Source organism: Paraburkholderia kirstenboschensis (genome assembly GCF_904848585.1).
Lineage (GTDB): Bacteria > Pseudomonadota > Gammaproteobacteria > Burkholderiales > Burkholderiaceae > Paraburkholderia > Paraburkholderia kirstenboschensis.
Genome location: NZ_CAJHCR010000002.1, coordinates 309,231 through 331,118, shown reverse-complemented (window position 1 = coordinate 331,118; position 21,888 = coordinate 309,231). Strand labels below are relative to the sequence as shown.

The following is a 21,888-nucleotide window of genomic DNA, read 5'->3' as shown; positions in this document are numbered from 1 at the left end:
CTTGCGCGTCATACAAGCAGCCGGATCGCGAGCCCCGCCGCGCCGCACACCAGCACCACGGGTATCACGCCGGCTTTGAAGCGAAAGAGCGCAATTGCAGCCGCCAGCCCGATGACGAGCGACGGCCAGTCGAAGCTTCCATGCAGGCCCTGCGGCCATAGAACGTGCAGCGCAAAGAAGACGGCAAGATTCACGATCACGCCGACCACCGCGGCGGTGATCGCAGTCAGCGGCGCGGTGAATTTCAAATTGCCGTGCGTGGTCTCGATGAACGGCCCGCCCAGCAGGATGAACATGAACGAAGGCAGAAAAGTGAAGAACGTCACGACCGTCGACGCGACGACCGCGGACAGCAGCAGCGCGTCCGGACCGAAGATCGCGCGGGTCCACCCACCGACAAAGCCGACGAAAGCGACCACCATGATGAGCGGGCCAGGCGTCGTCTCGCCAAGCGCAAGACCGTCGATCATCTGAAGCCCTGTCAGCCAATGCTGATGCTCGACCGCGCCCTGGTAGACGTAAGGCAAAACCGCGTACGCGCCGCCGAACGTGAGCAGCGCCGCCTTCGTGAAAAACCAGGCCATTTGCGTAAGCGCGCCGTTCCATCCGAAAAGCGCGGCCAGCGTAGCGATCGCCACCAGCCATATGACGACGAAGCTTGCCAGCACGATAAAAAAGCGCTTCCAGGTAAAGAGCGCGTGACGAGGCGTCGGCGTGTCGTCGTCGATCAGCGCCGGGCCGTGAAGCTGGGCGGCGGCGCCGTGCTTGCTGCCAATCACGAAAGTGCCCGGCGCATATTTTCCGCCGACGTAACCGATGACTCCTGCCACGAGAACGATTAACGGGAACGGCACCTTGACGGCGAAGATCGCAATAAACGCCGCGGCGGCGATCGACCACAGCCACGCGTTTTTAAGCGCGCGCGAGCCGATGCGATACGCCGCAAACACGACGATCGCAGTCACGGCCGGCTTGATTCCATACAGCACGCCCGCTACAGCAGGGACGCTACCGAACGTCAGATAGACCCACGAAAGGCCCATCAGAATAAAGAGCGACGGCAGCACGAAAAGCCCGCCCGCGATCACGCCGCCCCACGTGCGATGCATGAGCCAGCCGATGTAGGTAGCCAGTTGCTGCGCCTCGGGCCCGGGAAGCACCATGCAGTAGTTCAACGCATGCAGAAAGCGCTTTTCCGAGATCCAGCGCTTTCTCTCGACGAGTTCCTGGTGCATCAGCGCAATCTGCCCGGCCGGACCGCCGAAGCTCATGAAGCCGAGCCGCAGCCAGTACCAGAACGCAGTGGAGAGCGAGACCCGGGCGACGTCGTCTTTCATGGAATGGTCCTGTTCGTTTTGGCCTGGTGCTGGGGCGCGGGCTTCGAGGACTGCAAGGCTTTTTGGGGTTAGCGAGGGTTCCGATGTTCCCAAGGCCCTTTACGTTCTCAAGGCCCTCGAGCAGTGATGATTCGCCGCTTGGGACCCGAGTTGCTGACTTGTAGCTTCGCGGTCATTGAAGCCCCCTTAACCGCATGACGCAACGTGCGATGCAGTCTAGCAGTTAAGGTACTCCGCGCGGTTCGCCTTGCCCCGATGCCACCAGTTTCCGCGCTTCGGCGAGTGCTTCGCTGATGGCGCTCAGCACTTTGTCGCGCGCAACGTCGTCCTGCTGACGCAAGGCGAACGAAGGGTGATACGTTGCTATCCCCCAACCGCCTTCGAGTTCGAACGGCTTACCGATATAGTCGCGCAAGCTTGCCTTTTCACGCAGCAACGCATTGAGCGCCGTTGCGCCCAGCGCGACGACGACCGACGGCCGAACCGTTTGCAACTCCTGCTCGAGCCAATACGAACATGCTTCCACTTCGCGCTGCGCGGCGGTTTTGTGCAGCCTGCGCTTACCGCGAGGTTCCCACTTGAAATGCTTTACCGCGTTCGTCAAATAAAGCTGCTCGCGCGATAGGCCGGCTCGGGCGATCGCGAGGTCCAGCAACTGTCCCGCCGGCCCAATGAAAGGTTCGCCGCTCAGATCCTCCTGATCGCCGGGCTGCTCACCGATAAGCATGATGCGCGCGTCGCGAGGTCCCGAACTGCCGACGGCTTGCGTCGCATTGCGCCACAGGTCGCAGCGCCGGCAGGCGTCCAGCGACGATGGCTGATCGCGGGCGGGCTGCGCGAACTCGGCTTCAACAGCAATGGACTTGCCGCCGAGCGCCGCGACTCCGCTCGCCTGCGCGACGCGCCGCGCGCCGCTCTTTGCTTCGCTGATCATGGCGGGAATCAGATGGCCTTCCGGCAGCCCTTTCCAGAACCGCACCGGCATGTGCTGTTCGAGCGCAGCTTCGTTCAGACGCGCAGGATTGAATGTGCTGCGGTAGTACGCGAGCCACAGCGCCTCGGCTTCGTCTTCAGTGTCGCAGCGATGTTCGTGGCGCAGAGCACGGCGCGCTTCAATATGCAATTGCTCGCCGTTCCAGAATGCGGCGCCGTGAGGCGTCGCGATCATCCACGACGAGCGCCCCATGCGTTGCGCGAAATGTTCCGCGGCCCACGCGAGAACATCGTGTTCGGGTTCGTACCACGCTATGTACTCGGGCGTTTGAGCGTCCGGCTTCTGCTTACGAAAGCGCACGTACGCAATCATGTCGTGCTTCGCACGCCGCACGGCTTTAGCCATCCGATAGAGCCGTGCGCCGTCGACGTCGGCTGGCGACGCCGCCGAGCGATCGCCGCACTGCCAGCGCCACAGCACTTTGTACAGGAATGCCCACCGGTCCGGCTCCCGATAGAGCGCCGCATCATGCAGCAGCGCCGACAGTTCTTTCGAGACGTGGACTGTCGGGGCGTCCGACCCAAGCGCCGCGTTGCCGGACGTCTCACCGTAATCGAGTGCCGTTTGTCCGGACTGCGAACCATGATCGGCGCCTTCTTTAATGCGCCACTCGATTGACTCGGGCGCGAGGCCTTGAGCCAGCGCAAAGAGAGCTGCTGCACGCCACGCGGCAAAATGGTTTTCGATCTCGATGCAACGAAGCACGACACGTCACCACAACTGCATTTGCATTTGCGTTTGCATTGGCGGCGGCGTCAGGATTCGCTGCAGATGAGCCGACGACGCGTCGTGCTTGGCGGCGCGATAGTCCTGGGTAACGACGAACGGCTTGATCTTTTCCAGCGGACACCGCAGGCGCACCAGGTCTTCATAGCGCACCCGCCGCGAGCGCCGCAATTCGACCAGCCGCTTTGCATTGTGCATGCCGATGCCCGGCACCCGCGCGATCATGCGAAGCGGCGCACGGTTCAGGTCGACCGGAAACTGTTCGCGATGCGCGAGCGCCCATGCGAGTTTCGGGTCCATGTCGAGCGACAGATTGCCCGGCTGTTCGAACAGTTCTGCGACGTTGAAACCATAGCCGCGCAACAGAAAATCCGCCTGGTACAGCCGGTGTTCGCGCAGCAACGGCGGCGCCTCGCCCGGTACGGCCGAAGGACTGTCAGGGATCGGGCTGAATGCCGAGTAATACACGCGTTTCAGCTTGTACGACCCGTACAGCGTTTCCGCTGTCTGCAGGATGGTGCTGTCGTTCGTCTGATCCGCGCCGACGATCATTTGCGTGCTTTGGCCGGCAGGCGTGAACCGGGGCGCTTTTGCGTCGCCAAGCGCCTCCTCCTGCGCAAGCCGGATCGACCCCATGGCGAGCTTGATGGTGCGCACGTCCTTCTCCGGTGCAAGGCGCGCGAGACTGCCTTCGGTCGGCAGTTCGATGTTCACACTCAGACGGTCGGCGTAACGGCCGGCTTTGGCGATCAGTTCGGGGTCGGCGTCGGGGATAGTTTTCAGATGAAGGTAGCCGCGGAACTGGTGATCTTCGCGCAACGACTGCGCCACGCGCACCAGTTGCTCCATGGTGTAATTCGACGACCGGATGATGCCTGAACTCAGAAACAGCCCGTCAATATAGTTACGCCGATAAAAGTCCAGCGTGAGGTCCACGACCTCTTCAGGCGTGAAGCGCGCCCGTGGCACATTGCTCGAGCGCCGGTTGACGCAGTACTGACAGTCGTACAAACAGAAATTGGTGAGCAGGATTTTCAGCAGCGACACGCAGCGCCCGTCTGGCGTGAAGCTATGGCAGATACCCGCGCCGGTGCTGGCGCCCAAACCTTCCGTGCCGCGCGAGGCGCGCTTAGGTGCGCCGCTACTGGCGCACGATGCGTCGTATTTGGCCGCATCAGCCAGTACTTCGAGCTTTTTCTGCAGTTCCACGTTGCCGCCGATACTGTATGGATGTACAGTATTGTACGTAGGCGATAGGGAAGCGCAAGCGTTTTTTAGCAGGGTCGGCGGTGCGGTTTAGGCGCTTGCTGGCGCGCTGTCGGTTGCTTGTTCGTTGCTGGATTTCCGCTGGCTTTCGCTAGCTTGGTCGATGTGAGGGGGGATTCGTGTAGATGCCGGATTTCAGCACGCAGGAGCAAGATGCCTGAACAACTGTGGTTGCCCGGGCTCGAGGCGCCGCCCACGCCAACAGACGGCCTGTTTTTCGCTGTCTTCCCGGACGCGAATACGGCGGCCAGCATTTCAAAGCTCGCGCAACAGCTTTGCGGGGAGGCGCGCGTCCGCAGTAAGCCGCTCGCCGTCGGGCGTTTGCACGTCACGCTGCGTCATCTCGGCATTTTCGCGGGGGGGCTGCCGCAGGCGCACGTGGAGGCGGCAATGCAAGCGGCTGCCGCGGTTCGCATGGCGCCCTTTAGCGTCCAATTCGATACGGCGGAGAGCTTCGCTTCGAAACCGCGGCCGGGCCCGTTAGTGTTGACAGGGAGTGAGGGCGTGCTGGGTCTGCATCGGCTTCATGATGCATTGGCAGACGCGCTGCACAACAGTGGCATCGAAAGCCGCGCGGGTTCCGCGGCAGTGGCTTATACGCCGCATGTCACGTTGGCTTACGGGTTGCCCTGGGCCGCCGCGCGTCCGGTGGAGCCGGTCTGCTGGAATGTGCGCGGTTTCGCGTTGATACACAGTTTGTTGGGGCGTACCCGGCATATTGTGCTCGCGCGCTGGCCGCTCGAAGGTGCCGCGCCCTAGTGGCAACGGCGCGACGATTCGATGGGCGTGAAGAGGGACGTGAAGGAGGGCGTGAAACGAGTTGTAATTTGGAGGTTGTGATTCGGGGGCTGGTTCGGCGTGCGCCTAGAATCGCATACCGGTAGCGCAAACGCTGGCGAAGCCACCACCGCTTCCGCCGACTCCGCCGCAGAAAACCGCGCAGCCGGAAAGCAGGGCGGATATCGCTGCGGCTACGCATGCGGCGCGCAAGGCGGTAGTGAGTGAGCGCCTGTCAAGCCGGGCGCGTCGCTCGGGGACAAGGGCTGCGGGCTGCGGCGCAGTGTTTGTGGCAGTGTTTCTCGCAACGTCGTTAAGGCGTGAGTGCGTCATTTGCAATTGCATGATCGGTGGCAAAAAAGCAGGAAACAGGGAAGCGAAGTAGGAGAGCCACGTAGGCGAGCGAAGCATGCCGCAAAGCAGGCAGGCGAAGCACGCCGCGAGCGTGCCGCGCAAAAAGTGTTGAAGCCTAGCTTGCATTCGTGCGAGCCCCAATACGCAAAATCCGAAAAGCCGGCGGGGCGGGTGAATCGGGCGGAAGGAACCCGTGTGCGCTCCCTGATAGAATGCTTGGGCCGCAACGTAGTGGATTGCAGATGAGATTGCTTGATGCGTTAGTCGAACAGCGTATTGCCGCCGCCGCCGCACGTGGCGAATTCGACGATTTGCCGGGCGCAGGCGCGCCGCTCAGCCTGGACGATGATGCTCTGGTCCCGGAAGAAGTGCGCGTCGCCAACCGGATCCTGAAAAATGCGGGCTTCGTGCCCCCCGCAATGGAACAGTTGCGTGCGTTGCGTGACTTACAGGCCGAGCTGAATGCCGTGAGCGATCAGGCTGCGCGGTGCCGCCTTCAGGCTCGCATGCTGGCGCTCCACATGGCGCTCGAATCGTTGCGCGGAGGCCCGCTGGTGCTGCCGCGTGAATATTGCCGTCGGATTGCAGAGCGATTGTCCGAGCGAGCTTCCAACAACGATATGTCCGGGTTGGAAGGCTCCGTCGCGGCGACGTCCGCCGCGAATGTCGTCGGCGCGGGGCAGCAGTGAGCGAGCCCGTCGTTGGTCGCGACGTGTTGGGCTCGAGCCTGGACTGGATCGAGGCAGATAAGGAGCCGGATATGCCGCCTGTTACTGTCGGTGGTGTTGGCACCATCGTCGGTGACTTCGCAGTCAGCGAGCCGGGTGTCGCTGCCGAGACCACGCCGAACTCAGTCACGTCGAACTCAACCACGCCGCTCCCAACCACCGCGAACGCCACCGTCTCCGACCGCGACCGCCGGTTCATGGCCCTCGCGCAAGCTGCCGCCGAAGAAGCCCGCGCGGCTGGTGAAGTGCCCGTCGGTGCAGTGCTCGTGCGTGGCGACGAAGTGATCGCGAAAGGTTTCAACCATCCGATCGGCGCGCATGACCCCTCGGCGCACGCGGAAATGGTCGCGTTGCGTGCCGCGGCACAGATCGCGCAGAACTATCGCTTGCCGGGCTGCGAACTCTATGTGACGCTCGAGCCTTGCCTGATGTGCGCGGGCGCCATCATGCACGCCCGGATTGCCCGTGTGGTGTTCGGCGCTCGCGATCCGAAAACGGGCGCGTGCGGCAGCGTCGTCGATGCATTTGCAAACCCGCAGTTGAATCATCACACCGCAGTTACCGGCGGCGTGCTCGAAAGCGAATGCGGCGCTGCGTTGAAGTCGTTCTTTGCCGAGCGGCGGCGCGCGAGCCGCGAAGCGCGCGCGGCGGCACGTGCGGCGCATGCGGCCATCGGCGCGGAAAAAGACCCGTCCGACACGCCCTGAACCGCAACGCTCCCCAAACCGCGCCGAACACTATGACCAGGTCCTGTCGATGAGCGTCCACCGTACCTTCAACCTGATTGCCCCTTCCGGCTATCCGCATGACGCTGACGTGCTCAATCGCGCGTTACAGCGCCTGCGCGCACAAGGGCATCGCGTGGAAGGAGTGGACGCGACGCGGCGCCGTTATCAGCGCTTCGGCGGGACAGACGGCGAGCGCGCGGCGGATTTGAATCGGCTCGCCGATGCTTCCCGTGCGTTGCCGGACATCGTCCTGGCCGTGCGCGGCGGGTACGGCGCAGCGCGCATACTGCACGGCCTCGATTACGATGGGTTGCAACGTCGTCTCACCGGCGAACCGGTCGCGCTAGTGGGCCACAGCGACTTCACGGCAATTCAGCTTGCGCTGCTCGCGCGCGCCAACTTGAAAACGTTCGGCGGCCCGATGTTGATAAGTGATTTCGGCGCGGAACATGTCAGCGACTTCACCATGCAGCACTTCTGGTCCGCGCTGACGAAGCCGACGCTGACCATCACGAGGAACATGCCGCAAGCGCACGCGGTGGATGTCTCGGGCACCTTCTGGGGCGGCAATCTGGCGGTGCTCACGTCGCTCGTCGGCACGCCTTATATGCCGTCGGTGCAAGGCGGGGTGCTGTTTGTCGAGGACGTCAACGAGCAACCGTTTCGCATCGAGCGGATGCTTTATCAACTGCACCTGTCCGGCATTCTCGGCGAGCAGCAGGCGCTCGTGCTCGGCGATTTTTCGGGCGGCAAGCCGTACGACTACGACAACGGCTATGACCTGGAAGCAATGATCGACCAGATGCGGTCGGTGATCGGCATTCCGATCGTCACCGGCTTGCAGTTCGGCCACGTGCCGGACATGCTGACGCTGCCTGTGGGCGCCGACGCGCACCTCATTGCAGATGCGAACGGCTTCAGGCTGACCTTGTCGAATTATCCCTGCCTGCGCTGAACGGCCGCTAATAAAGCGGCGCGGGTCAAACCGCCTTTTCGCCGGTCCTTTGCGCAACTCACGGCCGGCAAGTGCGGCTTTTCAGTGGAGCGCAAAGCCACCGCGCTCGACTATTTTGTCGACAAAATGCGCCGCGCCGGCGACGCCAATCATCATATCGAATCCAGTTTTTATCAGCACCGGCGGGGCTTTCAGCCAGGCAGCCCGTCGTCACGCACGCCGCATCGCAAAGATTGTCGATTATCCAAACAAAAATTGTTGACAATCTTTATGTCCATCCTATTATGACCTGCATACCGAGACACATATCATGTCCGACACCGAATCAGCCAACGCAAATAGTTCGAGACCCGAAGCAATTGCCGAGCGCATTCGCGCCGCGATTCTCGAGCATCGGCTGGCGCCGGGCGCGAAGCTGACCGAAGCGCAGTTGTGCGAAGTGTTCGGCGTGAAACGTGGTCCGATCCGGCAAGCGCTGGCGCAACTGGCGACCGATCATCTGGTGGATCTCGAGCCGAACCGCGGCGCGTTTGTCGCCAGCCCGTCGCTTCAGGAGGTGCATGAGGTGTTCGAGATGCGCCGCATCATCGAGTTGGCCGTCGTCGAAAAGATCTGCGGCGGGCATGGCATGCGGCGGTTGAAAAGCATCGGCAGCATGATCGGCCGCGAACGCAAGGCGTTCGAGACACGCGACTTTTCGTCGTGGATTCGTCTGTCCGGCGAGTTTCACACTGAACTGGCTCAGCTAACGGGCAACACGGTGCTGTGCGATTGCCTGAACGGACTCGTGGCGCGCTCCACGCTGATTTCAGCGTTGTACGAGTCACTGGGGCGAAGCCCGTGTTCGTTCGAAGATCACGAAGCGATCCTCGCCGCGCTCGACGCCGGCGATGCAAAAGAGGCGGCGGCGCTCATGTCGCGCCATTTGCAAAGCGTCGAGTTGAAAATGCTGGAACGGCCCGCGCGTGGCGCAGCCGATCTGCAAGAGGTATTCGGCGCGCTTAACAGCGCCGGCAAGGCGACACCCAAAGAATCACCCAAAGCCAAGTCCGCGCCAAGCTGAGGCAAGCGGCCGGCGTGCGCCCGTTGCTGGTGCGCGCCGCACTGAACTGAACCGGATTGATCGAGCGTTGCAAGGCGGCCCTGCGCGGGCGCTGCCGGCTTGCGCGCGCACGTTCGTCGCCTGGGCGACGGGCCTCGAATGCAGTAACGCATTGCCGGACATCCGCGGAAAGCCGGCAATGCGATAACCACAAGTACTTCAGTACGGAGACAACCGCGGCGTGGCCATGGCGGCGGCTCGAGCCTCGTTCGTCCCGAACGACGCGAAGCGCGAGCAAGGCGCCAGAGCCGCAACTGGCATGGCCAATGCAATGCCCTTCGATTCGCAATCGACGGTCCCCATCACAAGGAGGAATCATGGCTCAGTTCAGCGCAGCGCCCGGCAGTTCCGCAATCCCCCCTTATGCAGACGGTGACGCATCCGGCGATGTATCCATGCCGGCCGGTTACAGCGAGCGCTTATACAACAAGGACCTTGCGCCGTTGCGTCACCAGACCTGGGGCGCCTACAACATCTTCGCGTTCTGGATGTCGGACGTGCACAGCGTCGGCGGCTATGTGTTCGCCGGCAGTCTCTTCGCGCTCGGGTTGACCAGCTGGCAAGTGCTGATTGCGCTGCTGGTGGGCATCGGAATCGTCAACGTGCTGTGCAACATGATTGCGAAGCCGAGCCAGGCCAACGGCGTGCCGTATCCGGTTGCGTGCCGTGCGACCTTCGGCGTGCTCGGTGCAAATGTTCCCGCGGTGATTCGCGGTTTGATCGCGGTCGCGTGGTATGGCATTCAAACGTACCTGGCCTCCAGCGCGCTGGTGATCGTCGTGCTCAAGTTTGTCCCGCAGTTGCTGCCGTATGCGGACGTGCATCGCCATGGCTTCATGGGCCTGTCGACGCTCGGCTGGTCCGGCTTCATGTTGCTGTGGGTGTTGCAGGCTCTGGTCTTCTGGCATGGCATGGAGACGATCAAGAAGTTCATCGACTTCGCGGGCCCGGCGGTTTATGTGGTGATGTTCATTCTCGCGGGCTACATGGTGTATCGGGCCGGCTGGCGCAACATCGGCATCAACCTGGGCGGCGTCAAATATCACGGCATGCAGGTATTGCCGGTGATGATCACGGCAACCTCGCTGGTGGTGTCGTACTTCTCGGGGCCGATGCTCAACTTCGGCGATTTCTCGCGCTACGGAAAGAGCTTTCGCAGCGTGCAGCGCGGCAACTTCTGGGGACTGCCGGTCAACTTCCTGGCGTTTTCGCTCGTGACGGTGATCACGACCGCCGCGACGCTGCCGGTGTTCGGCCAACTGATTACGGACCCGGTGGAAACGGTGGGCCGCATCGACTATCCGACGGCCGTGATTCTCGGCGCGCTGACTTTTACGATTGCGACCATCGGCATCAATATCGTCGCGAATTTCGTGTCGCCGGCTTTCGACTTCTCGAACGTGGCGCCGAGGCTCATCAGCTGGCGTGCGGGCGGCATGCTCGCGGCGGTCGCTTCTATCTTCATCACGCCGTGGAATCTGTTCAACAACCCGGCAGTGATTCACTACACGCTTGACGTGCTCGGCAGCTTCATCGGACCTTTGTACGGAATCCTGATCGTCGATTACTACCTCGTGAAGCGTCAGAAAATCGTGCTCGACGATCTGTACACCGTTGCGCCGACGGGATCGTACTGGTATCGCAACGGCGTCAACTATCGGGCGGTTGCCGCGCTGCTGCCGGCCGCGATCATCGCCGTGTTGTGCGTGATGGTGCCGTCGCTCGACGGTATGGCGAATTTTTCGTGGTTCATTGGCGCGGGCCTTGGGGCACTGTTCTATCGCGTCCTCGCGCGCTGAGCATCGAGGCGCGGGTAATGCTGTGACAGCAGCTGTGACAGCATTGACAGGTGGTGGCCGACGGTGACAGCGCCGCCGTCATTGCAGTCGAAAAGGAGACGAGATGCGCATCAAACTGATCAACCCGAACACGACCCAGCGCATGACCGACGCAATGGGCCGCTGCGCGCGCGAAGTGGCCGCGCCGGGTACCGAGGTGATTGCGGTCAGTCCGGCTATGGGTCCGCCGTCCATCGAAGGTTACTACGACGAAGCCCTTGCCACGCCGGGTCTGCTCGCCGAAGTGATGGCGGGCGAGCGCGAGCACTGCGACGGCTATGTGATCGCCTGTTTCGGCGACCCGGGCTTGTACGCTGCGCGTGAGCTCGCGCGCGGACCGGTGATCGGCATCGCGGAGGCGGCCATGCACGCGGCGAGCGTGCTCGCGCCCGGCTTCTCGGTAGTCACGACGCTCGCCCGCACCTGCGGGATGGCGTGGCATCTCGCCGAGCGCTACGGCATGCGGCGTTTCTGCCGCAACGTGCGGGCGACCGACGTCGCGGTGCTCGATCTCGACAAGCCCGGCTCGGCGGCGCGCCGCGTCATTCTCGACGAGTGCCGGCGCGCGCTTGACGAGGACGGCTCCGACGCGATCGTGCTCGGTTGCGCAGGCATGGCCGAACTGTGCGCGGAGATCGAGGACGCGCTCGGCGCGCCGGTGATCGAAGGCGTGACGGCAGCCGTCAAATGGACCGAGGCCCTGGTCTCCCTGCGTCTTTCGACGGCCAAGCGCGGCGACTATGCGCGGCCCTTGCCAAAGCGCTATGACGGCGCGCTCGAATCGTTCAGTCCCAGCGCGACGGATCCGAATCCCGTGCCGCCGCGTGTCGTCAATGCGGATTCGCTGCGGGTAAACACCAGCGAATCCGAGCCGCACATACATTCAGTCTGACACGCACTATCTGCCCGGGTGTATGGGCGCACCCGGGCGTTTTCGCTACACTGGTCCAACTCGGCGCGGGCTGCCCGACGTGCATTTCGACGCTGTCACGGCTATTGCCGCTGTTACACGAGGCACGGCCTTCAGCAGCCTTCGCAACGCACCTTGCGAGCACAACGTATCGTCACCACGCATTCGTCAAACCATGCCACTCGACCCCAACTATCCACGCGATCTGATCGGCTACGGCCGCCACCCGGTGCAGGCGAACTGGCCAGGGCGAGCGCGCGTCGCAGTGCAATTCGTCCTTAATTACGAAGAGGGCGGTGAGAATTGCGTGCTGCACGGCGACCCTGGCTCGGAGCAGTTCTTGTCGGAGATTGTCGGCGCAGCGGCGTATCCGGCGCGTCACATGAGCATGGAATCGATCTACGAATATGGCTCGCGTGCAGGCGTATGGCGCATCCTGCGTGAATTCGAAAAGCGTGGGCTACCGCTTACGGTTTTCGGCGTCGGCATGGCGATCGAACGGCATCCCGAACTCGCGCGCGCGTTCGTCGAACTGGGTCATGAGATTGCGTGTCACGGCTATCGCTGGATTCACTATCAGGACGTATCGCCGGAAAAGGAAGCCGAGCATATGCGGCTCGGCATGCAAGCCATCGAACGTGTCACGGGCGAGCGGCCGCTTGGCTGGTACACCGGCCGCGACAGTCCCAACACGCATCGGCTGGTCGCCGAATATGGCGGCTTTCTGTACGACTCCGATTACTACGGCGATGACTTGCCGTTCTGGATGGATGTGCAAGTGACAGGCGGCGCAACAGTGCCGCAACTGATCGTGCCGTACACGCTCGACACGAACGACATGCGCTTCGCGAGCCCGCAGGGCTTCAACACGGCAGACCACTTTTTCACGTATCTGCGCGACGCATTCGACGTGCTTTACGAAGAAGGCGACGAAGCGCCGAAGATGCTGTCGATCGGCATGCACTGCCGGCTGCTAGGACGCCCCGGGCGTTTTCGCGCGCTGCAGCGCTTTCTCGACCATATCGAACAGCACGATCGCGTGTGGGTGACGCGGCGCGTCGATATCGCGCGGCACTGGCGCGAACATCATCCCTACCAGCAAAATAACCGCGGGGCTGCGGCATGAAGGCGATGCAATACACACTGGACCAACTCAACACCATTTCGACCGACGCGTTCGTCGCGGCTCTGTCGGGCATCTTCGAGCACTCGCCCTGGGTCGCGGAAATCGCGGCGCGTGAGCGGCCATTTGCGAGCATTGACGAGTTGCATCGCAAGATGTCGAACATCGTCGAGACGGCGGGCGAAGACAAGCAGCTTGCGTTGATCAATGCGCACCCGGAGCTGGCCGGCAAGGCAGCGGTGCGCGGCGAACTCACGGCGGAATCGACGCGCGAGCAGAGCGGCGCCGGTCTCGCGCAGTGCACGCAGGAAGAGTTCGACAAGCTGCTTGCGCTGAATGCGGCGTATCGCGAGAAGTTCGGCTTTCCGTTCATTCTCGCGGTGCGCGGCTATGACCGTCACGGCATCATCGCGAACTTCGAGGCGCGCGTGAACAACAGCCGCGCCGACGAGCTACGCGCGAGCCTCGATCAGATCTACCGTATCGCACGTTTCCGGCTGGAAGACCTGATCGGCGCGTGATGAACGGATGATCGTCGCCGCGCTTCCAGCTTCGGCTTTACGCTGCGGCTTCACCGGAAAATTTCTGGCATTAGCAAACATCAAGGAAGATAAAGATGGCACTCCCGATTCTCGACCCCAACGCACCCGACTTCACGCGCCGCTACGTGAACCTGGCGGACCCGCGCCTGGGCGCGCAGGCGCTCGAGGCCAGCGACGACTTCTTCGCCCCGAAGGAGCGCATGCTGAACCCGGAGCCGGCCGTCTTCATTCCGGGCAAGTACGACGAACACGGCAAGTGGATGGACGGCTGGGAAACGCGCCGCAAACGTGTGAGCGGCTACGACTGGTGCATCGTCAAGCTGGCGCGCCCGGGCGTAATCAAGGGGCTCGACCTCGACACAAGCCATTTCACGGGTAACTTTCCGCCGGCGGCGTCGGTGGAAGCGGCGCGCGTGGTGGACGGCGTGCCGAACCAGTCGACGCAGTGGACGGAGATCGTTCCGTCCACCACGTTGCAGGGCAACAGCCACCACTACCTCGAAGTTGGCGACGCAAACGCGTACACGCACTTGCGCGTGAACATCTACCCGGACGGCGGCATCGCGCGTCTGCGCGTGTATGGTCAGCCGCAAGTCGACTGGGCCGGCGCGAGCCGCACGGAACAGTTCGACCTAGCCGCGATGGAAAACGGTGCGTACCTGGTCGCGGCGAATAATCAGCACTTCGGCGCTGCGTCGACCATTCTGATGCCGGGCCGTGGCGTGAACATGGGCGACGGCTGGGAAACGCGGCGCCGCCGCGAACCCGGCAACGACTGGGCGATCGTCGCGCTTGCACAACCGGGCGTGATTTCGAAGATCGAAGTCGACACCGCGCACTTCAAGGGCAACTATCCGGACCGCTGCTCGATTCAGGCCGCGTATGTGACGGGCGGCACTGACAGTTCGCTGATCACGCAAGCGATGTTCTGGCCTGTGCTGCTCGGCGAGCAGAAGCTGCAAATGGACAAACAGCATTACTTCGAAAGCGAGATCGCCGCGCTCGGGCCGGTCACGCACGTGCGCTTTAACATTATTCCGGACGGCGGCGTGTCGCGTTTGCGTCTGTGGGGCACGCTCGCATCATGAAGACGCTTGCAATCGAACCGCTGACGAAAGAAGCGTTCGCCGCCTTCGGCGACGTGATCGAACTCGAAGGCGCGAAGCAGATTCCGATCAACCTCGGCACGACGATCCGCTATCACGATCTGGCAAAAGTGGACGTGACCGACGAGAACGGCCGCGCGCTCGTGAATCTGTTTCGCGGGCAGCCGCGCGTGCTGCCATTCGAGGTGAAGATGCTCGAACGCCATCCGCTCGGCAGTCAGGCGTTCGTCCCGCTGAATGACAAGCCGTATCTGGTGGTGGTCGCGCCGGCAGGCGAGCTCGACGAATCGCAAATCCGCGCCTTCGTGACGAGCGGCTGGCAGGGCGTCAACTACGCGAAGGGCGTGTGGCACCATCCGCTGATTGCGTTGGGCGACGTGAGCGACTTTATTGTCGTGGATCGCGGCGGGGAGGGCCTTAATCTGAACGAGCAGGATCTGACGGAGTCGCTTTGGCTGACGGAAGATGCGTTGAGCGCGGTGATAGTTTAAGGTTCGTGCTTCAGCGTTACGACCCGTCAATGTTTAAAAGCCCACGGCAGCAATGCCGTGGGCTTTTTGCTTTTGCAAAGCGAGCGCGCGTGCTTGCTCATCCTGGTGTAGCGCATCCCACATGTAGGTCCATGCTGCGCGCGGGACGAGTGCAAGGCCGCAATTCGCGACGTGTTCCTACCGCACTGCCCGTCGCATACTCAGCGTTGCGGACAAGGCTGTTACCCACACCGACATAATCCCGGCGAACGGCAACCAGCAAAGAGATAGAAAGCAGCGAATAAAAAACGGGCTTTCCGCTTGCGCGAAAAGCCCGCTTCGTGACGCTCGACCACGCCTGGCCCGGCAGAGGCCAGAGGTCGATTATTTCGCCGCGCCACCCTGGAACCAGGCGGCGATCTTCATCCGCTCGTCGTCGGTCATGTGGGTCACGTTGCCAAGCGGCATTGCCTTGAGCGTCACTGCTTGCTGATAGATCCGCTGTGCGTTCTGCGAGATTTCATCCGGCGTATCGAGCAGCACGCCGGCGGGGGCACTGCCCATCATCGTCGGATGCGCGGAGTGGCATGCCACGCAGCGCTGTTGCAGCACCGGCACGATGTCGGCCACTTTCACCGTGGGCGCATTGGCTGCTTGCGCCTGCGGCACCACCGGCTTCGGCATGGTCCAGAAGAGGGCGCCGAACATCAGCGCGATACCGGCGAGCGGCAGATACCACAGCACCTGGCCGCGATGACGCATCACGAAGAACTGACGGATCAGCGCGCCGGCCAGCATGATGACGACCAGCACGGCCCAGTTGTACGGATGCGTGTAGGTCATCGCGTAGTGGTTCGACAGCATCGCGAACACCACCGGCAACGTGAAATAAGTGTTGTGCACCGAGCGCTGTTTGCCACGCTTGCCGTAGATCGGGTTCGGCGTATCGCCCTTGAGCATCGCGTCGACCATCTTGCGCTGGCCGGGGATGATCACGAAGAACACGTTGGCCGACATGATCGTCGCCAGCATCGCGCCCATGATCAGATACGCCGCGCGCCCCGCAAAGATGTGGCATGCGAGCCAGGCCGCGATCAGCACGTACACGCCGACGCAGATGCCGAGTACCTTGTCCTTGTTGCCGAGAATGCGGCACAACGAGTCGTACACGATCCAGCCAGCAGCCAGAAAGCCTAGCGCCGACGCGACGGCAACCACCGGGCCCATATCGAGCACATTCCTGTCGATCAGATACGTGGTCGGCGAAAACAGATACAGCACGGTGAAGAGACCGAAGCCCGAGAGCCACGTGGTGTATGACGGCCACTTCGACCAGTGCAGATCGTCGGGCATTTCAGGCGGCGCGACGGTGTACTTCTGCATGTTGTAGAAGCCGCCGCCGTGTACGTGCCACAGTTCGCCGAACACGCCGCGCTTGCGCTGGTTCGGGTCGTGCGGCGGCTTCAGGCTGTTGTCGAGTGCGACGAAATAGAACGACTCGCCGATCCATGCAATCGCGGCGATGACGTGGAACCAGCGAATCGCAAGATTCAACCAGTCGGTGATAAAGCCTTCCATGAAACTCCTCCACTTCTGATTCGTTGTACACGCGGCGACGTTCGGCGCCTTTTGCACCCGACCAAGGGATCGGTGCGGGGCAGAGCGTCACCACGCGCACTGCGGGGTGAAAGACGCGGTGCGCTCAGTTCGCACGACGTCGTTGTTGTTAGGGTCGTTAGGGTCTTTAGAGAGCGCGGTTCGGCGAAAATCTGTCAACTGCCGCGGTACGTGCTGTACGACCACGGCGACACGAGCAACGGCACGTGATAGTGCGCAGCGGCGTCGGCGACGCCGAAGCGCAACACGACGCGATCCACGAAACGCGGTTCCGGCACCTTCGTACCGATCGACGCGAAGTAGTCGCCCGCGGCGAACACCAGTTCGTATTCACCTGCAACGAGCGCGTCGCCTTGAAGCAACGGTTCGTCGCAGCGGCCGTCGTCATTGGTGATGGTGGTTTTCAGCGCGCGGCGCGTGTCGCCCGTGAGCGCGAAGAGTTCGACCTTGATGCCCGCGCCGGGGCGGCCGTTCGCGGTGTCGAGCACATGGGTAGTGAGCTTTCCCATTCGCAATTTTCCTTGTGTGTTTGCGAGGTTTCGGCGGCAGCCCGATCCAGATACGTTTGCGGCGGATCGAGGCTCCACGTCAGTGGCTACATACCCGTCGGCGAATTGAAGCGAGCGCCGTTGCAGCCATTGTAGAAAGTTGTTCCGTCCAGCGCGGGCGCGATAAGAAAGATAATAGCTGGCGCATGACGGACTCTGCTGAAAGGCGCAGAGAACAAAGTGGGGCGGCCGTTACAGCGCATGGCATTTCCGTTGGATCGTACCGGCGTCAAAAATGACCCACTATATCGGCAGCCTGAAGATGGTTATCGCAACGGCGCGAGTTGCCAGCGTTATTTTGACCGTCGAAGGTTACGCCTGTGCGCCGCAGCAACGGCAAGCCTTAGGGGCTTTCAGCGCGGCACACGTCCCGAAGACGGCGCAATACGCTGGGTAACCGGGCCAACGGCGTTCGACGGGACGCGGCGGCGCGGCCACGCGGCTCAAGCGCCGCCACATCGCGTTCGGACGACTTTGCACGGAAGCAATCAGGCGGAGAAACGGATGACGATGGAACACGCGGCACAACAAACGAGCAAGCCGAACAGAACAATGCTGGTCAAGCACGCAGACGTGCTCGTCACGATGGACGGCGCCCGGCGCGAACTGCGCGACGGCGGTCTCTATATCGAGGACAACCGCATCGTCGCGGTAGGGCCGACAGCGGAGTTGCCGCAAAGCGCCGACGAGGTGCTGGACATGCGCGGGCATCTGGTGATTCCGGGACTCGTGAACACGCATCACCACATGTATCAAAGCCTGACGCGCGCGATCCCGGCGGCGCAGAACGCCGAGTTGTTCGGCTGGCTCACGAGCCTCTACAAAGTGTGGGCGAATCTCACACCGGAGATGATCGAAGTCTCCACGTTGACGGCAATGGCCGAGTTGTTGCTGTCCGGTTGCACGACGTCGAGCGACCATCTGTATATCTATCCGAACGGCAGCCGGCTCGACGACAGCATCGCCGCGGCGCGCCGCATCGGCATGCGTTTTCATGCGGCGCGCGGCAGTATGAGCGTGGGACAGAAAGACGGCGGCTTGCCGCCCGATTCGGTGGTCGAGCGTGAAGCGGACATTCTGAAGGACACGCAACGCCTCATCGAGACTTATCACGACGAAGGGCGTTACGCGATGCTGCGCGTGGTCGTCGCGCCATGCTCGCCGTTTTCAGTGAGCCGCGATCTGATGCGCGAGTCGGCGGCGATGGCGCGGCAATACGGCGTGTCTCTGCATACGCACCTTGCCGAAAACACGAACGACATCGCGTACAGCCGGGAGAAGTTCGGCATGACGCCCGCACAGTATGCGGAAGACCTCGGCTGGGTCGGGCGCGATGTGTGGCATGCGCACTGCGTGCAACTCGACGACGCGGGCATCGAACTGTTTGCGCGTACCGGCACGGGTGTCGCGCATTGTCCGTGCTCGAACATGCGGCTCGCATCAGGCATCGCGCCTGTCAAGCGGATGCGGCTTGCGGGTGTGCCGGTGGGTTTGGGGGTGGACGGCTCGGCGTCGAACGACGGCGCGCAGATGGTCGCCGAAGTGCGTCAGGCATTGCTATTGCAGCGGGTCGGCTTTGGTCCGGACGCGATGACGGCCCGCGAAGCATTGGAGATCGCCACGCTCGGCGGCGCGAAGGTGCTCAATCGCGACGACATCGGCGCGCTTGCGCCAGGCATGGCGGCGGACTTCGTGTCGTTCGATCTGCGTCAGCCGCTCTTTGCCGGCGCGTTGCACGACCCGGTCGCGGCGCTGGTGTTTTGCGCGCCGTCGCAGGTAAGCCATAGCGTGATCGGAGGCAAGGTCGTGGTGAGGGACGGACAGTTGGCGACGCTCGAACTTGGTCCTGTGATCGAGCGGCATAACCGGTTGGCAAAGATGCTTTACGAAGCGGCGGCGTGATATGGAGCGCAGCGATACGCGCAAGCGCCGTCTGTCAGTCAAAAAGCCTCTGACATCTCAAGGCTTGTCGATCAATGTCCTGGTCGCTTCGGCGACGAGGCTGCGCAGCCAGCGCACTTCGTCGGAGTAATGCACTCGCTCGTGCCATAGCTGGTAGTACTGCATAGGCGGAAAGTCGAGCGGCGCGGGCACCACGGTCAGCGGCAGGAACTTGGCGTAGTAATCGGCAAAGAGGCGCGTCGTCGTGAAGATCAAGTCTGACTTGATCAGCACGTACGGCGCGAGATTGAAGTACGGCAGCGTGACGACCACGTGGCGCTTCAACCGTTCGCGGGCGAGGTGCACGTCGATCGCACCGCGCTGTCCCACCGAGTACGGAGTAGGCGCGAGATGCGGGGCGTTCAGGTATTGGTCGAGCGTGAGCCCGCCGCGTTTGGCGAACGGATGCGCGTTGCTCATCAGGCAGACGATCTGATCGACGAACAGGTTCGACAGATGCAGTTGCTCGGGCGGCTCCGGCCAGTTGCCCACGACGATGTCGAGCTTGCCGTCTTCGAGCGCCAGTTCGTAGTCGAACGCGGGGCCGAGCGAATGAAACTCGAGCGTCGCATTCGGCGCGGCCTGGCGAAAGCGTTCGACCACCGTCGGCACGAACAGCACGTTCAGGTAGTCCGGGCAGCCGATGCGGTAGCAACGAATGGAAGTGGCCGGGTCGAAATTGTGTTGCTGGAACTTGATGCGTTCGATTTCGCGCAGCGCGTTCTGCACCGGCTCGAGGAGGCGCAGGCCGTATTCGGTGGGCACCATGCCGGATTTTCCGCGCACCAGCAGCGGGTCGCCGGTGATGTCGCGCAACCGGCGCAGCGCGGCGCTGATCGCAGGTTGCGACTGGTTCAGTTTGACGGCCGCGCGCGTGACGCTGCGTTCCATCAACAAGGTGTGCAAGACGCGTAGAAGGTAGGTATCGATCGCCTCGCGTTGCTGACTCATGACTTCTCCGAAATATATGTTCTGGCTGATCGAGTGGGTGCGTGGGCATATGCGTTTTAATATGAACGAAAAACGGCGTCAAGAGAGACATACCCGCAGAGCTTGCTGTGGCGCGGGTTTGCGCGAATTTTGGCGGCTCGACTGAGCGGGTCGAATTAGGTATTGTCATCCGGTTGTGGTGACGGATCGCCCGCCGGCAAGGTGGACGGCCGCGCAGCAACCGCAGTCACTGACGCACTACGGAATCACATGAGCGACTCTTCTTATAGCGACGGCGCCGCCGCGCAGCCGGCAACGAGGCCGGAACAGACGGCGCCCCGGTTGATGCTCAAAGGCATCACCAAACAATATCCCGCCGTGCGGGCCAACGACGACGTCACGCTGATCGTCGCGCCGGGCGAGATCCACGCCGTGCTCGGCGAAAACGGCGCGGGCAAGAGCACGCTGATGAAGATCATCTACGGCGCGGTGCGGCCCGACGCCGGTGAGATTCAATGGGAAGGCGAGGCAGTCGACATCGCGAGTCCCGCGGCGGCGCGCAAGCTGGGCATCGGCATGGTGTTTCAGCACTTTTCGCTGTTCGAAACGCTCACTGTCGGCGAAAACATCGCGCTGGCACTCGACGAACCCTTCGACCTCAAGGCGCTTTCCAAACGCATCCGCGAAGTCTCCGCCGACTACGGCCTCGACATCGACCCGCAGCGTCACGTGCATAGCCTGACGGTGGGCGAGCGGCAGCGCGTCGAAATCGTGCGCTGCCTGCTGCAGAACCCGCGTTTGCTGATCATGGACGAACCCACGTCCGTGCTCACGCCGCAAGCGGTGCGCAAACTCTTCGCGACGCTGCGCCGGCTCGCCGCCGAAGGCTGCAGCATTCTCTACATCAGCCACAAGCTCGATGAAATCCAGGAACTGTGCGACACAGCGACCGTGATGCGCGGCGGCCGTGTCACCGGCCACGTGACGCCGAAACAGGAAACCCATGCGTCGCTCGCGCAGTTGATGGTCGGCCATTCGCTGCCCGACTACACGCGTCGCGAACATAATCCGGGCGCGGTGCTGCTCGACGTGAAGGCGTTGTCGGTGGCGAGCGACGACCCGTTCGGCACGTCGCTCGAGAACGTGTCGTTCGCCGTGCACGCGGGCGAGATCTTCGGCATTGCGGGCGTCTCGGGCAACGGTCAGGCGGAACTGCTGTCGGCGCTTTCAGGAGAGAAGCGCGGCCTGCGAGCGGACGCCGTCACGATTTGCGGCAAGCCCGCGGGGCGTCTTGGCGCGGGCGGGCGGCGCGCGCTCGGCTTCGGCTTCGTGCCGGAAGAGCGCCTGGGCCGGGGTGCCGTGCCCGCGATGACGCTGTCCGAAAACGCGCTGCTCACCGCGCATCGTCAGAAGATGGTCAGCTCCGGCTGGATCAACTCAGGCGCGATGCGTGCGTTTGCCCGGCGCTGCATTGAAGCCTTCGATGTGCGTTGCGGCGGCTCCGAGGCGCTCGCGCAAAGCTTGTCGGGTGGCAATCTGCAGAAGTACATCATGGGCCGCGAGATTCTGCAGGCGCCGAAGGTGCTGGTGGTCGCGCAACCCACATGGGGCGTCGACGTGGGCGCGGCGGCTTTCATCCGCCAGCAGTTGCTCGATCTGTCGGCAAGCGGCGTGGCGATCCTCGTGATTTCCGAGGAACTCGAAGAGCTGTTCGACATCTGCGATCGCATTGCGGTGCTCGCGGGCGGCAGGCTTTCACCGGTACGCGCGACCGGCGCGACCAACGCCGAGGAAATCGGCCGCTGGATGGCGGGCCTCTTCGGTGGCCGCGAGGGCACGGCGCCTTCAGCGGAACAGCCGGCGCATGTTTGAGCCGCGTCTCGCGGCATCGCGCGG

21 protein-coding genes are annotated in these 21,888 nt (G+C 62.7%); 15 read left to right on the top strand and 6 right to left on the bottom strand.

Annotation, left to right across the window (positions count from 1 at the left end; all coding sequences use genetic code 11):
• Positions 1-8: 8 nt before the first annotated feature.
• The 3 genes from chrA to JMY24_RS08115 all read right to left on the bottom strand — a co-directional run bounded on the left by chrA (position 9) and on the right by JMY24_RS08115 (position 4,266).
• Complete coding sequence (gene chrA / locus JMY24_RS08125) at positions 9-1,337, bottom strand: chromate efflux transporter (protein ID WP_128595258.1); 1,329 nt, start codon at positions 1,335-1,337, stop codon at positions 9-11.
• Positions 1,338-1,560: 223 nt separating this feature from the next.
• A complete protein-coding gene (locus tag JMY24_RS08120; RefSeq protein ID WP_128595257.1) occupies positions 1,561-3,036 on the bottom strand; it encodes a UdgX family uracil-DNA binding protein in 1,476 nt (491 codons plus the stop codon).
• A gap of 6 nt (positions 3,037-3,042) precedes the next feature.
• On the bottom strand, positions 3,043-4,266 hold the full coding sequence (locus JMY24_RS08115; protein ID WP_128595256.1) for a putative DNA modification/repair radical SAM protein: 1,224 nt from the start codon (positions 4,264-4,266) through the stop codon (positions 3,043-3,045).
• Between the two features lie 210 nt (positions 4,267-4,476).
• Between JMY24_RS08115 and JMY24_RS08110 the strand changes: the two genes are divergently transcribed.
• From JMY24_RS08110 to JMY24_RS08055, 12 genes are all read left to right on the top strand, one after another.
• A complete protein-coding gene (locus tag JMY24_RS08110) occupies positions 4,477-5,082 on the top strand; it encodes a 2'-5' RNA ligase family protein (RefSeq protein WP_201701784.1) in 606 nt (201 codons plus the stop codon).
• A 614-nt stretch (positions 5,083-5,696) separates the two neighbouring features.
• Complete coding sequence (locus JMY24_RS08105; RefSeq protein ID WP_201701782.1) at positions 5,697-6,143, top strand: DnaJ family domain-containing protein; 447 nt, start codon at positions 5,697-5,699, stop codon at positions 6,141-6,143.
• 71 nt (positions 6,144-6,214) lie between these two features.
• On the top strand, positions 6,215-6,889 hold the full coding sequence (gene tadA / locus JMY24_RS08100) for a tRNA adenosine(34) deaminase TadA (protein ID WP_201701780.1): 675 nt from the start codon (positions 6,215-6,217) through the stop codon (positions 6,887-6,889).
• A 49-nt stretch (positions 6,890-6,938) separates the two neighbouring features.
• Positions 6,939-7,865, top strand: coding sequence for a muramoyltetrapeptide carboxypeptidase (gene ldcA / locus JMY24_RS08095; RefSeq protein WP_128595254.1), 927 nt, complete (start codon positions 6,939-6,941; stop codon positions 7,863-7,865).
• A gap of 84 nt (positions 7,866-7,949) precedes the next feature.
• Complete coding sequence (locus tag JMY24_RS08090) at positions 7,950-8,153, top strand: hypothetical protein (RefSeq protein ID WP_128595253.1); 204 nt, start codon at positions 7,950-7,952, stop codon at positions 8,151-8,153.
• A gap of 22 nt (positions 8,154-8,175) precedes the next feature.
• The gene (locus JMY24_RS08085) at positions 8,176-8,928 is read left to right on the top strand and encodes a GntR family transcriptional regulator (RefSeq protein ID WP_128595252.1); all 753 of its coding nucleotides are present in this window, start codon (positions 8,176-8,178) and stop codon (positions 8,926-8,928) included.
• A gap of 356 nt (positions 8,929-9,284) precedes the next feature.
• Positions 9,285-10,766, top strand: a complete 1,482-nt coding sequence (locus tag JMY24_RS08080) for an NCS1 family nucleobase:cation symporter-1 (RefSeq protein ID WP_201701778.1) — start codon at positions 9,285-9,287, stop codon at positions 10,764-10,766.
• 103 nt (positions 10,767-10,869) lie between these two features.
• On the top strand, positions 10,870-11,697 hold the full coding sequence (locus tag JMY24_RS08075; protein WP_201701776.1) for an aspartate/glutamate racemase family protein: 828 nt from the start codon (positions 10,870-10,872) through the stop codon (positions 11,695-11,697).
• Between the two features lie 193 nt (positions 11,698-11,890).
• Positions 11,891-12,841 carry an allantoinase PuuE gene (gene puuE / locus JMY24_RS08070; RefSeq protein ID WP_128595251.1) on the top strand — a complete coding sequence of 317 codons (951 nt, stop codon included), beginning with the start codon at positions 11,891-11,893 and terminating at the stop codon, positions 12,839-12,841.
• The gene (uraD, locus tag JMY24_RS08065; protein ID WP_128587002.1) at positions 12,838-13,359 is read left to right on the top strand and encodes a 2-oxo-4-hydroxy-4-carboxy-5-ureidoimidazoline decarboxylase; all 522 of its coding nucleotides are present in this window, start codon (positions 12,838-12,840) and stop codon (positions 13,357-13,359) included. Before puuE ends, uraD begins: the two co-directional genes overlap by 4 nt.
• 95 nt (positions 13,360-13,454) lie before the next feature.
• Positions 13,455-14,468, top strand: coding sequence for an allantoicase (alc, locus tag JMY24_RS08060; protein WP_128595250.1), 1,014 nt, complete (start codon positions 13,455-13,457; stop codon positions 14,466-14,468).
• Positions 14,465-14,977 carry an ureidoglycolate lyase gene (locus JMY24_RS08055; protein ID WP_128595249.1) on the top strand — a complete coding sequence of 171 codons (513 nt, stop codon included), beginning with the start codon at positions 14,465-14,467 and terminating at the stop codon, positions 14,975-14,977. The genes alc and JMY24_RS08055 overlap by 4 nt, the downstream gene beginning before the upstream one ends.
• A 363-nt stretch (positions 14,978-15,340) precedes the next feature.
• Here JMY24_RS08055 and JMY24_RS08050 read toward each other — a convergent pair whose 3' ends face one another.
• Complete coding sequence (locus JMY24_RS08050) at positions 15,341-16,534, bottom strand: urate hydroxylase PuuD (RefSeq protein WP_128595248.1); 1,194 nt, start codon at positions 16,532-16,534, stop codon at positions 15,341-15,343.
• A gap of 194 nt (positions 16,535-16,728) precedes the next feature.
• Complete coding sequence (uraH, locus tag JMY24_RS08045) at positions 16,729-17,082, bottom strand: hydroxyisourate hydrolase (protein WP_020070174.1); 354 nt, start codon at positions 17,080-17,082, stop codon at positions 16,729-16,731.
• A 274-nt stretch (positions 17,083-17,356) separates the two neighbouring features.
• Here uraH and JMY24_RS08040 point away from each other — a divergent pair, with 274 nt between their 5' ends.
• Together JMY24_RS08040 and JMY24_RS08035 are read left to right on the top strand one after the other, a co-directional pair.
• Positions 17,357-17,518 carry a hypothetical protein gene (locus JMY24_RS08040; protein ID WP_164853520.1) on the top strand — a complete coding sequence of 54 codons (162 nt, stop codon included), beginning with the start codon at positions 17,357-17,359 and terminating at the stop codon, positions 17,516-17,518.
• A 107-nt stretch (positions 17,519-17,625) separates the two neighbouring features.
• On the top strand, positions 17,626-19,023 hold the full coding sequence (locus JMY24_RS08035; protein WP_201701774.1) for an 8-oxoguanine deaminase: 1,398 nt from the start codon (positions 17,626-17,628) through the stop codon (positions 19,021-19,023).
• A gap of 57 nt (positions 19,024-19,080) precedes the next feature.
• On the opposite strand, the gene JMY24_RS08030 is transcribed toward JMY24_RS08035, so the two are convergent.
• Positions 19,081-20,013 carry a LysR substrate-binding domain-containing protein gene (locus JMY24_RS08030; RefSeq protein ID WP_007181594.1) on the bottom strand — a complete coding sequence of 311 codons (933 nt, stop codon included), beginning with the start codon at positions 20,011-20,013 and terminating at the stop codon, positions 19,081-19,083.
• Positions 20,014-20,262: 249 nt separating this feature from the next.
• On the opposite strand from JMY24_RS08030, the gene JMY24_RS08025 reads away from it, so the two are divergent.
• The gene (locus JMY24_RS08025; protein ID WP_201701772.1) at positions 20,263-21,864 is read left to right on the top strand and encodes an ABC transporter ATP-binding protein; all 1,602 of its coding nucleotides are present in this window, start codon (positions 20,263-20,265) and stop codon (positions 21,862-21,864) included.
• Positions 21,865-21,888 lie beyond the last annotated feature (24 nt).

Bases quoted from the DNA above. Each gene is read 5' to 3' on its own strand.
- ldcA (WP_128595254.1), top strand. From the start codon at position 6,939: ATGAGCGTCCACCGTACCTTCAACCTGATTGCCCCTTCCGGCTATCCG.
- JMY24_RS08110 (WP_201701784.1), top strand. From the start codon at position 4,477: ATGCCTGAACAACTGTGGTTGCCCGGGCTCGAGGCGCCGCCCACGCCA.
- JMY24_RS08030 (WP_007181594.1), bottom strand. From the start codon at position 20,013: ATGAGTCAGCAACGCGAGGCGATCGATACCTACCTTCTACGCGTCTTG.
- JMY24_RS08025 (WP_201701772.1), top strand. From the start codon at position 20,263: ATGAGCGACTCTTCTTATAGCGACGGCGCCGCCGCGCAGCCGGCAACG.
- chrA (WP_128595258.1), bottom strand. From the start codon at position 1,337: ATGAAAGACGACGTCGCCCGGGTCTCGCTCTCCACTGCGTTCTGGTAC.
- JMY24_RS08050 (WP_128595248.1), bottom strand. From the start codon at position 16,534: ATGGAAGGCTTTATCACCGACTGGTTGAATCTTGCGATTCGCTGGTTC.
- puuE (WP_128595251.1), top strand. From the start codon at position 11,891: ATGCCACTCGACCCCAACTATCCACGCGATCTGATCGGCTACGGCCGC.
- tadA (WP_201701780.1), top strand. From the start codon at position 6,215: ATGCCGCCTGTTACTGTCGGTGGTGTTGGCACCATCGTCGGTGACTTC.
- JMY24_RS08040 (WP_164853520.1), top strand. From the start codon at position 17,357: ATGACCCACTATATCGGCAGCCTGAAGATGGTTATCGCAACGGCGCGA.
- JMY24_RS08055 (WP_128595249.1), top strand. From the start codon at position 14,465: ATGAAGACGCTTGCAATCGAACCGCTGACGAAAGAAGCGTTCGCCGCC.
- JMY24_RS08085 (WP_128595252.1), top strand. From the start codon at position 8,176: ATGTCCGACACCGAATCAGCCAACGCAAATAGTTCGAGACCCGAAGCA.
- uraH (WP_020070174.1), bottom strand. From the start codon at position 17,082: ATGGGAAAGCTCACTACCCATGTGCTCGACACCGCGAACGGCCGCCCC.
- uraD (WP_128587002.1), top strand. From the start codon at position 12,838: ATGAAGGCGATGCAATACACACTGGACCAACTCAACACCATTTCGACC.
- JMY24_RS08105 (WP_201701782.1), top strand. From the start codon at position 5,697: ATGAGATTGCTTGATGCGTTAGTCGAACAGCGTATTGCCGCCGCCGCC.
- JMY24_RS08035 (WP_201701774.1), top strand. From the start codon at position 17,626: ATGACGATGGAACACGCGGCACAACAAACGAGCAAGCCGAACAGAACA.
- JMY24_RS08080 (WP_201701778.1), top strand. From the start codon at position 9,285: ATGGCTCAGTTCAGCGCAGCGCCCGGCAGTTCCGCAATCCCCCCTTAT.
- JMY24_RS08075 (WP_201701776.1), top strand. From the start codon at position 10,870: ATGCGCATCAAACTGATCAACCCGAACACGACCCAGCGCATGACCGAC.
- alc (WP_128595250.1), top strand. From the start codon at position 13,455: ATGGCACTCCCGATTCTCGACCCCAACGCACCCGACTTCACGCGCCGC.